The sequence below is a fragment of the Serratia sp. 14-2641 genome (assembly GCF_001692375.1).
GTDB lineage: Bacteria > Pseudomonadota > Gammaproteobacteria > Enterobacterales > Enterobacteriaceae > Chania > Chania fonticola_C.
Map to the genome: position 1 here is coordinate 78,760 of NZ_LXKR01000028.1, position 13,207 is coordinate 91,966.

The 13,207-nt window shown below is 58.7% G+C and carries 12 protein-coding genes and 1 pseudogene; 1 reads left to right on the forward strand and 12 read right to left on the reverse strand.

What is annotated here, in order from left to right; translation table 11 throughout:
- Positions 1-70: 70 nt before the first annotated feature.
- Positions 71-823, forward strand: a complete 753-nt coding sequence (locus A6U95_RS10870) for a M48 family metallopeptidase (RefSeq protein ID WP_065684505.1) — start codon at positions 71-73, stop codon at positions 821-823.
- 56 nt (positions 824-879) lie between these two features.
- Here A6U95_RS10870 and A6U95_RS10875 read toward each other — a convergent pair whose 3' ends face one another.
- The 12 genes and pseudogenes from A6U95_RS10875 to A6U95_RS10930 form a co-directional block, all read right to left on the reverse strand.
- Positions 880-2,517 carry a thiamine pyrophosphate-binding protein gene (locus tag A6U95_RS10875; protein WP_065684506.1) on the reverse strand — a complete coding sequence of 546 codons (1,638 nt, stop codon included), beginning with the start codon at positions 2,515-2,517 and terminating at the stop codon, positions 880-882.
- 36 nt (positions 2,518-2,553) lie between these two features.
- The gene (locus A6U95_RS10880; RefSeq protein ID WP_065684507.1) at positions 2,554-4,023 is read right to left on the reverse strand and encodes an aldehyde dehydrogenase; all 1,470 of its coding nucleotides are present in this window, start codon (positions 4,021-4,023) and stop codon (positions 2,554-2,556) included.
- A gap of 16 nt (positions 4,024-4,039) precedes the next feature.
- Complete coding sequence (locus tag A6U95_RS10885) at positions 4,040-4,834, reverse strand: aspartate dehydrogenase (RefSeq protein ID WP_024528295.1); 795 nt, start codon at positions 4,832-4,834, stop codon at positions 4,040-4,042.
- Between the two features lie 13 nt (positions 4,835-4,847).
- The gene (locus A6U95_RS10890) at positions 4,848-5,642 is read right to left on the reverse strand and encodes an SDR family oxidoreductase (protein ID WP_024528296.1); all 795 of its coding nucleotides are present in this window, start codon (positions 5,640-5,642) and stop codon (positions 4,848-4,850) included.
- Complete coding sequence (locus tag A6U95_RS10895) at positions 5,639-6,457, reverse strand: alpha/beta hydrolase (protein ID WP_065684508.1); 819 nt, start codon at positions 6,455-6,457, stop codon at positions 5,639-5,641. The genes A6U95_RS10890 and A6U95_RS10895 overlap by 4 nt, the downstream gene beginning before the upstream one ends.
- Positions 6,457-6,981, reverse strand: a complete 525-nt coding sequence (locus A6U95_RS10900) for a cupin domain-containing protein (protein WP_021179767.1) — start codon at positions 6,979-6,981, stop codon at positions 6,457-6,459. Before A6U95_RS10900 ends, A6U95_RS10895 begins: the two co-directional genes overlap by 1 nt.
- Positions 6,982-7,001: 20 nt before the next feature.
- Positions 7,002-8,195, reverse strand: a pseudogene (locus tag A6U95_RS10905) (MFS transporter); the annotation flags it as partial.
- A gap of 93 nt (positions 8,196-8,288) precedes the next feature.
- Positions 8,289-9,500: an FAD-dependent oxidoreductase gene (locus tag A6U95_RS10910; RefSeq protein ID WP_065684509.1), complete on the reverse strand. Its 1,212-nt coding sequence runs from the start codon at positions 9,498-9,500 to the stop codon at positions 8,289-8,291.
- Complete coding sequence (locus A6U95_RS10915; RefSeq protein ID WP_065684510.1) at positions 9,497-10,438, reverse strand: VOC family protein; 942 nt, start codon at positions 10,436-10,438, stop codon at positions 9,497-9,499. The genes A6U95_RS10910 and A6U95_RS10915 overlap by 4 nt, the downstream gene beginning before the upstream one ends.
- A 138-nt stretch (positions 10,439-10,576) precedes the next feature.
- Positions 10,577-11,371 carry an IclR family transcriptional regulator gene (locus A6U95_RS10920; protein WP_021806232.1) on the reverse strand — a complete coding sequence of 265 codons (795 nt, stop codon included), beginning with the start codon at positions 11,369-11,371 and terminating at the stop codon, positions 10,577-10,579.
- A gap of 37 nt (positions 11,372-11,408) precedes the next feature.
- Entirely contained in the window at positions 11,409-12,164 is a 756-nt protein-coding gene (locus A6U95_RS10925; protein WP_059201723.1) for an SDR family oxidoreductase, read from the reverse strand.
- Positions 12,161-13,204, reverse strand: a complete 1,044-nt coding sequence (locus A6U95_RS10930; protein ID WP_024484371.1) for an aromatic ring-hydroxylating dioxygenase subunit alpha — start codon at positions 13,202-13,204, stop codon at positions 12,161-12,163. The genes A6U95_RS10925 and A6U95_RS10930 overlap by 4 nt, the downstream gene beginning before the upstream one ends.
- Between the last annotated feature and the right edge of the window lie 3 nt (positions 13,205-13,207).

Sequence of the window (13,207 nt, forward strand, 5' to 3'; positions counted from 1 at the left end):
AGGCTATGCGCAGAATAATGGCAGCAAAACACAGTACCACCCCCCTTTACTATCACAGGACGATAGAACGATGAAAATCCGTACTTCTTTGATTGCACTGAGCATTACTGCTTTATTGAGCGGCTGTCAAAACCTTAATACCGATACCCTACTACAATCCGGTGCCCAGGCCTACCAGGCGGCGACGCTGAGCGATAGCGACGTCAAGGCACTCAGTGATAAATCCTGCGCAGAGATGGATAGCCAGGAGCAAATCGCGCCAGCAAGCAGCGAATATACCAAGCGCCTGAACAAGATCGCCGCAGCGTTGGGGGATAATATCAACGGTACCCCTGCAAACTACAAGGTTTACGTGACCAAAGACGTCAATGCCTGGGCGATGGCTAACGGCTGTATCCGCGTCTACAGCGGCCTGATGGACATGATGGATGATAACGAAGTTGAAGGTGTACTGGGCCATGAAATGGGCCACGTTGCGCTGGGCCACACTCGTAAAGCCATGCAGGTCGCTTATGGGACAGTTGCATTACGTACCGCAGCATCTTCAGCGGGCGGCGTAGCAGCCTCATTGTCTCAGTCGCAGTTGGCCGATCTGGGCGAAAAACTGGTCAATGCCCAGTTCTCGCAGAAACAGGAAAGCGATGCGGATGATTACTCGTTCGATCTGCTGAAAAAACGCGGCATCAATCCTGCTGGCCTGGCTACCAGTTTCGATAAACTGGCGAAATTAGACGGTGGTCATGAAAGCAGCATGTTTGACAGCCACCCAACTTCCGAAGCCCGTGCCAAGCACATTCGCGATCGCATCGCTGCCGGTAAGTAACTCTATGTTCCCTCTCTTGGGAGTACGCCTCTGGAGAGAGGGAACTGAGTAAGCAGTCAGTACAGCTTCTGCGGTGGGCCAGCGAAGGTCAACGGCCCAACGCTTTTCATATCAACCTCTACCACCGATGGCCCTGGGTAATTAATCGCCTCCGCCAGCACGCCACCAAACTGCGCAGCATCGCTCACTTTCCAGGCTTTCAGCCCCATCGCCTCTGCCACCTGGCAGAACGCCGGAGTATGCAGTTCGTTATAATACTGGCGTCCAGAGAAATACTTGTCCTGAATGCCACGCATTACGCCATAGCCGCCGTCGTTCATGATCAGCAAGGTGATATTGGCCTGTTCCTGCGCCATGGTTGCCAGTTCCCCCAGGCCCAGCGCCAAACCGCCGTCCCCAACCAAGCCAACCACTTTACGCTGCGGATTGGCAATGGCCGTGCCGATCGCCATCGGTAACCCCATGCCGATCGCTCCTGCCAGCGAGTGAATATTGCATAAAGGCGAGATGGCCCGGAACAGGCGGCTACCCCATACGCTGCCAGAAACGGTGATATCACGTACCAGCAGGCCATCCTGCGGCAGCGCGGCGGCGATAGCATCATTCAGTTTGGCGTATTCACCAGACTGCTGGCGCAGTGCCGTTTCGGCCAACGCAACCGCACGGCCAATCTCGGCATCCCACTCGGCATTCACTTTCTCGCCGGGTGCCAGGCGTGCTGCCAGCGCACTCAGCAAAGCGGAACAATCGCCATAAACCTGCTCATCCGCCAGATAATTACGGTTGGCCGCCGCCGGATCGATATCAATCTGTACCAACGGGCGCGGCAGTGGGAGTGACCAGGTACGAGTTTCGTTACTCCGCAGGCGGGAACCGGCCACCAGCGTCAAATCACACTGCGTCAGGATAGACTCAACGCTTGGCGAGTTGTGGAAGGCACGCAGGCTGCGCGGATGGCTATCCGGTAAAATCCCACGCCCATGGGTGCTGGAGATCACTACCACACCAGCATCCGCCAACTGTTTCACCGCCTCACGACAGGCCAACGCACCACCACCAACCCACAGCAATGGACGTTTGGCACGCTTCACCTGCTGGTAAAGACGTTCAACCGCAGCTTCATCCGCAGCAGGCAGCGCAGGAGGCAGTACCACCTTCCCTACCAGGCTGGCGGGAACCAGGCTGTTCTGAATATCGATCGGGATCTCTACCGCCACCGGGCCACAAGGCACGGTCTGAGCATCCAGAATGGCGCGCTGGATCACCGCGACCGCCTGCTCTGGCGAGTTCACCCGGTAAGCCTGTTTCGAACAGGCGCGCAGGAAGCCCAGTTGATCCTTGGTTTCGTGGATAAACCCGGCATCGGCGTCCAGATAGGCTTTCTCTACCTGACCGGTGATATGCAACAGCGGCGTATTGGCATTCAGCGCTTCAATCATCGCACCGACGGCGTTACCGGCTCCGGCACCGGTACTGGTCAGCGCCACCCCCAAGCCAGAAAAGCGCCCGTGGGCATCAGCCATGGTTACAGCACCAGCCTCACCGCGCGCCGGAACAAAACGGATCGCGCCACGCTGCCCAACGGCATCGGCAATCGGCAGATTGTGGATCGAGATGATGCCGTACATTGCCGCCACCTCGTACTGTTCCAACGTTCGGGCTATCGCCTCACCAACCGTAATTTTTTCGCTCATCATCTGCCTTCTTATTGTCTTTGATCGTAGGGTACGTCAGTCGCTCCAGCGGTTAGGCTGATTGCTGAGGGAGAGATACAAACTCTTTTGCTGCATATAGGCCTGGATGCCATGTAAGCCCTTTTCACGCCCCAGGCCGCTTTGTTTAAAGCCGCCAAACGGTGTGGAAATCGAGAATGTCTTGTAGGTATTGATCCAGACGGTGCCGGTTTCCAACTGTTCCGCCAGCGCCATCGTACGGGCAAAATCACGGCTCCAGATCCCGGCCGCCAAGCCATAGATCGAGTCGTTGGCCTGTTCGATCAGTTGCTGTTCATCATCAAACGGCAACACTACCAGCACCGGGCCAAAGATCTCTTCCTGGCAGGTGCGAGCACTATTGCTCAGCCCTTCAATAATGGTCGGCAGGTAGTAGCAGCCCTGAGCCAACTGCGGATCGGCAGGAGCTTCACCGCCAATGAGCACCCGCCCCCCCTCCTGCTGAGCCAAGGCCACGTAGTCCGCCACGCTCTGACGATGCTTGTGGCTGATCAGCGGGCCGAGGTGGACACCGGCTTGCAGCGGGTTACCAATACGCAGCCCGGCGGTCAGTTCGCATAAACGGGCCAACAGCGGCTGATAAAGCGAACGGTGCACAAACAACCGGGATCCGGCGATACATGCCTGCCCGGCCGAGCTGAAAATGCCGTAGCAGATGCCACGTGCCGCCTGTTCCAGATCCGCATCTTCCAGCACGATAGTGGGCGACTTGCCTCCCAACTCTAGCGATGTAGGGATCAGTTTTTCTGCGGCAATATGTGCCAAATGACGGCCAGTGGAAGTCCCGCCGGTGAAGGAGATCTTTTTCACCAACGGATGGCGAGCCAAGGCTTCACCAATCACCGAGCCCTTGCCCGGCAATACGCTGAGTAATCCGGCAGGCAAGCCTGCCTGTTCAAACAGTTCGGCCAGCTTCAGCGCCATTAACGGCGTGGCTTCTGCCGGTTTCAGTACCACCGCATTCCCTGCCGCCAGCGCCGGAGCCACCTTCTGCATTTCACTGGCAATCGGTGAGTTCCACGGCGTGATCGCCGCTATCACGCCCAGCGGCTGATACTGGCTCAGCGTCATCGCATCACGGTTACGCTGGGTAGGAAGCTCCCCCTCCAACACCTCGCAGGCGGCAGCAAAATAGCGAGCCGTAGCCGCCGCACTCATGACCAGACCACGGGTTTCCGCCAGTGGTTTGCCATTGTCACGGGTTTGCAACTGCGCCAGGGCTTCCACTTGTTCAGTAATCAAATCGCTAACGCGATGCAGGATCGCCGCACGTTGATGCGGCACCAATCCACGCCAGCTCGGCTCGCGCCAGGCTTTTTCTGCCGCCGCAACCGCCTCATTCACATCCTCGACGTTCGCCGCTCGCAGGCGAGCATTCACGCTGCCATCAGCCGGGAAAACCGAACTCATCTCTTCGCCGCGCCCTTCGCACCAGCGGCCGGCAAGAAAAATCTTTAACGTTTCCATGCTTTGCTCCTGCCATTCAGGCAATAAAACCGCCGTCCACCAAACTGCGGCAGGCTTGTACCGCACTCAGCGCCGCCAGCGTTGATGTTTTCGGGTTGCTGGCCAGCGGGTTGCCGCACAGCTCAATCTGGAACTCGCCAAACTGGCCACACACCTGTAGGCGGTGAGTATTACGTTGAGTATGCGGATCTACCTGCAAGCGTACCCGCGTGGCATCCATCCCCAAGCCATGGAGCGCAATGGTGGCCGCTACGTTGGCGTTGGCTGGGAACATGCTTGCGGCTTCCCGCGCCGACCCCTCAAAGAACACCTGGGCTTCGCTGACGGCATCCAGATTAATCATTTTTTCCGCCGGGCTGCCGCGCCAACTGGCCGGGCTTTTGCTGGACTGATAGGTCACGCTGTCCAACCCGCCTTCCCGCGCCGAAGCCAGGCCATCCATCCCCGCCACCGCACCAGACAGCACGATCAGCCGCCCGTGGTAACGTGCGCAGGACTGCTGCAAACGCTGCTGCAATGCGGCATCTGCCAGGGCGCCAGTAGAGATCACTGCCAGCCGCCAGCCACGTTTAACGATGGCCTCACCAAACTCGGCGACCGCCTGCTGGCTAGCACACTCCAGCACCAAATCAGGTTGCCCGGTACACTGGTCAGGATGGGTCAACGCCTGCACCTGCCCGGCAAATGCGGCGTCGATCTCGGCATGATGCGCTTCCCGTGCCACGATCCAACCGACTGCCACGCCCTCCGGCAGGCGCGCCAGCACCTCTTTTGCCATCGCGCCATAGCCAATCATCATGATCTTCTTCATCTTTTCAGTCCCGTCAGAGATGGCGATTGAAGCCGCCGGAAACGTCCAGCGCCGCGCCGGTGGTAAAGGAGGACATGGGGGAGGCTAAAAACAGCAGCGCCCGTGCCGGTTCCTGCGGTTTACCCAAACGCCCCATCGGGATGCCACGCCGCTCGGCAATCGCCGCCGTCCACTGTTCCCAGCTTTGTTGTTGATCCTGGCGCTCGGCGAAACGCCGACGCCATTGGCCCGATTCCACCATCCCCAGCAGGATGGAATTGACGCGGACTCCTTTGCTCACCAGCTCTTTGGATAAGGTCAGCGTCATATTGAGCAACGCGGCACGGGCTGCCGAGGTGGCAATCATGTGCTCTTCCGGCTGCAGGGCCAGCAGTGAGTTAACGCAGGTAATGGAGGCGATATCCGAGCGCTCCAACGCCGGTAAAAAGGCCTGCACCGGGTTGATCACCCCGAACAGCTTCAGCTCTGCCTCATGTAACCAGGCCTCGCGCGGCGTCTGATCGAAATGCGCCACAAACCCCTGCCCGGCGTTGTTGATCAACATATCCACTGCGCCAAAATGCGTGCTGACCTGCTCGGCAAACTTGGCAACCTGCTCGGCGTCGAGCACGTCGCAGCGTAACGCCAGGATCTCCGCCTGCGGGAACTCTTCACGCAGGCTGGCCTCGGCGCTGGCCAGTTTGTCCTGATTGCGGCCACAGAAGGCCACCTTCGCCCCTTCGGCCAGCAGTAAACGCAGCGTCTCAAAACCGATCCCCGAGGATCCTCCGGTGACCACCGCCACTCGCCGCTCAATCTGAAAATTCATGGTTGGATTGCCCCCGTAAAGTCCTGCAAATAGCGGTTAAACAGCGCTGGCGCATCGAGATAGCTGGCATGCCCCGCCGCATCAATCAGACGCATTGTCGCATCCTGCTGTTGTGCCAACGTTGCGGCCCCCTGCGGTGGCGTGATGCGATCGACACTGCCACACCACACCTGTAACGGGCCGCGATAGCGCACCAGGTAACGGTTGATATCGTCATTGGCCAACATCCAGGCGGCGCTGAGAAAACCGGCCGGATTAAGTTGCTGCATGCCGCTGCGTACCCAGGCAATATCCTGCGGATCCGCATCTTCACGTAACAATGCTGCCGCACGCTGTTCGCCGTAGCCCTGTGGGCCAAGCGTTTCGATCATCTTTTTGCGTTGGCCATATACCTGCTGGCGTTTTTCCAGCGGCGCAGTGGCATAGCCCTGAGCTGGATCGGCCAGTACCAGCCCACTCAGCCTATCTGGGTTGGCAGCGGCAAAGGCACTGCCGATCAACGCACCGAGCGAATGCCCCACAATCAACGGCTGTTGTAACTGCAACTCGGCGATCAACCCCGCCAGCGCGTTGGCATAAGCGGCAGCATCTGGCTCTGTCTGTGCCAATGCTGCACTACCGCCATAACCTGGAGCATCCCAGGCAATCAGGCGGTGGCCGTCTGTCAGGGCGCGATCGCTGAACTGCTTCACCCACGAAGCAGAACCGGAACTGATGCCATGCAGCAGCACAACTGCCCGGCCATGCCCGGCTTCGCGCCAACTTAGCCGCTGGCCTCCACAATCCGCCTGCTGGCGTTCCGGTAAGCTGTTCATCAGTTACGCTTCACTTTCGACAACGGGTGATCGGCCGGGTAAGTCGGGGTTTCCGGCTTGGCAGTACCGAGCATCACGCACATCAGAGCTTCTTCTTCACCGTGATTGAACAGGCCGCGATAAACCCCCGCCGGAACAGAAATCAGATCGCGCTCTTTCAGGATGGTTTCGTAATACTCTTCACCGTCCTGGATCATCAGTGTGATCTTGCCTTTGAGCATAAAGAACACTTCTTCAACGTCGTCATGCAGGTGTAATGGCCCCTCACATTTTGACGGCAGCACCATGGTGGAGAAGGTAAAGTTCCCCGCCGGAATGGTGTTGGTGTCGCTGACTACGCCGGTGGCACCGGTGCCGATATAGCGCATCTGCGCCCGGCGGTATTTCGGATCGTAATCGGCCTGGAACTTCAGTGCGTTCCAGTCATATTTACGGCCTTCAAAACGGGCGATACGCGATTCCACCCACTTTTCCATTGTCAGATCCTGCGGCTTGATGCCGGCTTTATTCTCAACCTGGGACATGTTGTCTCTCCTTCGTTGCATCAATACTTATTCAGTAACGGCAGCAGAATGGCGCAGCCGACAAAGGCCATCACCACCAGGAACAGCAAACCGTTATCCATATTGCCGGTGGCGGCGATCAGAGCCCCCATCAGCACCGGTGCCAATGCGCCGGCAAAATTACCCAATCCGTTAAATACCCCACCAGCGGTAGCGCTCACCCGGCTGCTGGTGGCCTTGGCCAATAGCGCGAAGATGTTTGGCGCGCCGGCTCCCCACATAAAGGTGCTGAAGGACATGGCGGCGATCACGCTGTAGGTGCCCTGCATATACAGAACGACACCCAAACCGATCCCTGCACCGCACAGCGAGATGAAACAGGCCAACGCTCGGCGATCCATCTTGTCCGACAGCCAGGCCCCCACCACCTCGCCAAGCAACATGGCAATAAACGGCAGTGACGACAGGTATCCGGCGTGCTCCAGATGAATGCCTTTGCCTTCGATCAGATAGCTCGGCAGCCAGCCATTCATACCCCACAGGTAGGTGAGAAATGCGATGTTAAACAGGCAAATCATCCAGAAATGTGGCGTGCTGAACAGTTCGCGGCGCAGTTGCTTGCGTTCGGCAACGGCCGGTTTACTGGTGGTGCTGGCCGCCGGGCGTGCCACGTTCAGGTGACGCATGCCAAACAGCACCAGCAACATCACCGGCACGGTCAGAAACGCCATAAAGAAGAAGGTGGTTTCCCAGTTAAAGCGGCTGAGAATAAACAGTGTGACCGGGAAGCCCAGTGCCGCGCCAATCGGAGTCCCCAGCAGCCACAGCATGGTGGCACGTGCCTGGAGGCGCTGCGGAAAAGCCTGGCGCACGATGGCATAGGCCATTGGCAACAACGGCCCTTCGGCGATGCCCAGCAGGATACGCAGCGTCATCATGGTGTGATAAGAGCGCGTCATCCCCATCAGCACCATCAGTACGCCCCAGGTCACCATCATGCCAATCAGCACTTTGACCGGATTGAGCCGATCGCCAATGCCGCTCAACAGCATCGAAGAGAAGCCGTAGGAGAACAAAAAGGCACTCATCAGCAGCCCGAGCCGTGTGGGATCAAAGCCGATGCCCATCGCCTGCTGAAACTCGTGGTCAGAAAACAGCGCGGCAATGCTGATCTTGTCGAAAAACGCCAGTAACACGCAGGCAAACAGGGCTGCCGGCACCGACCAACGCACGCTGGTTGGCGAATTTTCGGCAACAGCATCCCCCACCCGACCGCTGCGGGCGTCGATATCTTGCGTAGTCATAAAACGCTCCCTTTGGGTCGGGCGTTATTTCAACGCCATCAGAGAAAATTCCACATCCGCCAGTTGCTGCGGATCCAGTACCCGGCCGCTGGCCAGCCAGCGTTTACCCAGCTTGATGGTGCGTGCGTCGTTAAACGCGACCAGTTGCACCAGTTGCCGATCGGCATTCAGGGTGAAGAACAGTTGTGACTGAGGCGTGCGGCGCACTATCTGGTGAACGCCGCCGGTAGGAACGCCCAGGATTTGGATATTGGCGTCGTATTGATCCGACCACAGCCAGGCAACATCATCGTAAGGTGCGGCAAACGCATCCAACATGGCGCAAGCGGTGCTAATCGCCTGATTCTGTGCGTAGGCCCAGGATTGCAGACACAGGCCGAGGGTTGGATGGCGCGCAACATCGCCTGCGGCAAAAATGGCCGGGTGGCTGGTACGCCCTTGTCCATCTACGACGATCCCGCCTTCAAGCTTCAGCCCGGCGCTGTGGGCCAGCTCCAGATTCAACTCAACACCGATACCGACAACCACCAGGTCGAAGGGCTGCGCGGCACTGTTGGCACTGCCAATCCAGGCTTCACCATCGCGATCTTCAAGCGTGATCTCGCCGCAGTCGCAATGCACGGTGACGCCCTGCTGTTGATGCAGTTCCAACAACGCCTGGGAAACGCTGGCCCCTACGCTGCGCATACACAACGCGGGTTGGCGCTCAAACACCGTCACGTCAACGCCCAGCTTGCGGGCCGAGGCGGCAATCTCCAGCCCAATCCAGCCCCCACCCACAATCGCCAGCTTTTGGCATTGTTGCAGGCCCTGGCGCAGGCGTGCCGCATCATCCCAGGAACGTAAGGTCATTACTCGCGGGTGCTTGGCCCAGTTGGCATCCGGCAGGCGTGGTCGGCCACCGGTCGCAATCAGCAGTTGATCGAACTGCAGTTGGCTGCCGTCGCTGAGCGTGACGATTTGCTGCTGTCCGTCGATGGCTTCGGCACGTAGCGGACGATGCCAATCGATATTCATCCCGGCCACCACTTCTTCACTGAACAGGCGGCTGAGTGGCGCACTACCATCCAGCAGCGCCGCCTTGGAGAGCGGTGGGCGTTCGTAAAAATCATAAGGCTCGTCACTGATCACTGACAGCCTGCCGTTGTAGCCGCGATCGCGCAGCGTTTTCGCCGCCCAACCACCAGCTTGACCGCCGCCGATAATCACAATGCCTGCACGGGTTGGTTGGCTCATACCGCCCCCGGCTTCTTATGTTGGCGGCGGGTATCGTGATCGATACCGCCTTCGACCGCCCATTCGGTAAACGACACCAGCGAATGCTCCAGCTCACGCGGCTGCCAGTTTTCCGTCAGGTAGTCATCATTGGTGTAATACTCAAAGGCACCGCCGGTCGGGCTGTTGACGTACCAAAAATAGGCCGAGGAGATCGGATGACGGCCGGGGCCAATAAAGGTGCTCCACTGCTCTTTATTCATCGCGATGCCGCCGCCGATCACTTCATGGATATCGCGTACGGTGAAGGCGACGTGGTTCAGGCCCCGTGGGCGGTTAGGCAGTTTCAGCAGGAACAGGTTGTGATGGCCACCACGTGCCTGAGTGCGCAAGAAGACGGCGCGGTCGATATAGCGGTCGGAAACCTGGAAACCGAGCAGCTCGCAGTAGAAGCGCTCGGTAGCAGCCAAATCCTCAACGAAGAACACCACGTGGCCGATATTGACCGGCTCGGCTTTGGCATAAACCGGGCTTGGCTGGTCGATGCGGCGTACATCGCCCCATTGGTTGATCGGCGAAACGGGCAGCTCCACCGGTTGCTGCGCCGTAACGGCAAAACGCAGCGTCATGCCGTTGGGATCGCGGCATTCCAGTTCTTCGCCAACGTGGCGAAAGCCTGGCATCTGCGCCAACAGGGGCTGCAACGCAGCCAGCGCCGCAGGGCTTTCAACCGCCCAGGTCATGCGGCGCAGGGTTGAACCCGCCTCAAACGCGGCCGGTAAGACCTCGCTGTCTTGCGGATACAGCACCACGCTAGCCCCGCTCAGCGTGGTAAATTCACGGCGCGGTTCGCCCCAATGCTGTAGCGTCGGTTGCAGACCGAAGTCCTGCATGAATTTTTCGCACGTTGGTAGATCTTCGACGCCAAATTCCAGCTTTTCGATTCCGGTTATGCTCATTATTGTGCCTCACGTTCTCGCTGAATGCGTTTTTCAGGCATGATCGACCCCGGCCCATGAAGCTCATGAGTCTTATCCCTGCCTGAGTGATTGGTAGTGGGCGAATAGCGTCGCCCAGATAACAAAGCGTTTGGCCGGTTAGCCTACGTTAGCCTGCGGTGGCGCGCCTAACAGGCCCGATATTTTCACTGCGGCATCCCGGACTTCCATACGCAACCGCTCACGATCCGCCTTTGGGATCTCATCGGACGGCACCATAATGCTGACCACCGCTTCCACCCGCTGTTCGCGGTTAAAGATCGGATAGACGATCGAGGAAATGCCGTGGCGGTAGAAGGATTCGCCAATCACATAGCCACGGGCCTTATCCTGCTGCACCATCTGCCACAGCGCTTCGCGATTAGCCGGTGTCCCCGGCGCCGCATCGGGCAAGGCTTCATGCGGGAACAGGCGTTCAAACTCTTCCCGGCTGGTGCTGGTCAGCAGCATCCGGCCAAGCGAGGTGCGGTGAACCGGTAAACGGGTGCCCACGCTGACCTGGTTGATCTGCGAGCCAGCCGCGCTGACGCGGGCGATATAGATCACGTCATGTCCATCGCGGATCGCCAGATGGCTGCTGCATTGGCTACGATCGCGCAGCTGCTCGATCACCGGTTGGCCAGCCTGGGCCACGTCCAGCGAGGCGATATATTCAAAGCCCAGACGCAGCACTTTGATCCCCAACGCAAAGGTGTTGGTGCGCGGGTTGCGCTCCAAAAAACCCAGATGCTCCAACGTTTGCACCACGCGGTAGGCGGTTGCCTTTGGCATATCGACCAGGCGATGTAATTCTGCAAAGGTCATTTCCTTATGCTGCTCGCCGAAGGCCAGCAGCAGTTGTAACCCGCGATCCAGCCCCGGGATCAGATATTTACACGCTTGATCGTCTGCCATGTGCTGCTCCTAAAATGTTTGCCTGTCCGTCAGGCGGTCAGTTAAACACGAAACCACCGTTGACCGGTATCAGTTGGCCGGTGACAAAATCCGCCAGCGGCGACAGCAGATAGAGCACGCTACCGGTCACATCGTCCGGATGCTGTGCGCCTGCCAGTGCCCGGCCTTGCTCGTAAAGCTGATGCCGTTCGGCAGGGACGTATTCGGTCGCTTCAACGCGCGTCAAGCCCGGTGCTATGGCGTTGACGCAGATGCCCTGCGGCCCCAGCTCACGCGCCATGGAGCGGGTCATCGAGATGATCGCACCTTTGCTCGCCACATAGGCCATCAGTTTCGGCGCCCCCCACAAAGCGGTATCCGAGGCAACATTGACGATTTTGGCATGCGGCGTTTGGGCCAATAATGGCACCGCCGCCTGGCTCACCAACCAGGTCCCCCGCACGTTGACCTGCATGACCTTGTCCCACAGTTCAATGTCGTATTCCATCATGGTTTTGCCACCGACACCGGTTGCCATCGCAGCGTTGTTCACCAACCCGTCGATCGCGCCACCCTTGGCAATCGCACTGAACGCCGCAGTGATGGATTGCGGTGAAGCCAGATCGATAACCTGAGCTTCAACCTGTGCCCCCTGCTCACGCAGGCTGGCGGCGCTGTCCTGCAACTCTTCCGCCAGGATATCGCACATCACCACGCTGGCCCCGGCCTGAGCCACCGCAGCGGCGAAGCTGCGCCCCAGCCCACGCGCCGCTCCGGTGACTACGATACGTTTCCCTGCCAGCAAGCCGCTCACTGTGCCGCCTCCAGCTCGCTAAGCGTTGCCAGCTGCTTTTGTGCCTCTTTCTGCATCATACGGCGCAGGCGGGAGAGGCCCACGTCATGCTGATACAGGTATTCACGACCACGCGCGTTCGGTGCCATGTTCTCCAGCACGATGCGATCCTGCTCCAGTACGTCCCAGTGCAGTTCTTCCAGACGGTTGCGGTACATAAAGCGCCATGCGTCACGCTGCCAGTCTTTCACTTTGCGGATACGCCAGAAGAATACCCGGCAGTGATCTTTATCTTCCGGCACCACCATGCCGATGATCCAGAAGTGGCCGCCCGGCCCAAAACGCTTTTTGTAAGGGATCGACAGGCGCATCCAATAGGCACCGCTGCTACCAAATTCGACCCAGTCGAAGTTCACACCAATCTGGCCGTTCTTTTTAAAGATGAAACCGCTGTCGGTGGGTTCCAGCGCCATATCGGCCTTGCGATCCCCTTCCGCCATCGAATGCGATGAGGAGTGCAGGTAGGTGCCATGCATCGGATCCATCACGTTTTCCAATGCGTATTGATAGTTACAGTCCCAGCTGGCGGTACACAGGAAGTTGCTGTAGTTGGCCTCATCCGCCAGCTCTTGCGGGAAGCTCAGTTCGGCAGGCTGTTCATCGGCAGTGACGCCGAAATACAGGAACACCGCGCCGTAAGCCTCTTTCGCCGGGTAGGATTTCAGGCATTTCTGCCCTACCAACGGGCAGCGGTCTACCGCTGGCACATCTTTAACCTCGCCATCGCCACCAACTTCAACGCCGTGATACCAGCAGGCAATGCGATCGCCAAGATTCCAGCCCATCGACAGGCGAGCGCCACGGTGCGGGCAACGATCTTCCAGTGCGTGGATCGCCCCTTGTTTATCGCGCCACACCACGATCTGTTGTTCAAGACGGGTGATGCCCACCGGGTTGTTACCCACTTCCCAACTGGCCAATACCGGATACCACATACCGCGCAGGCCCTGATCCAGATAGTCTTGTACCGTCTGCGCGGAGGATGTCGTGTTTGCTGTCATTGT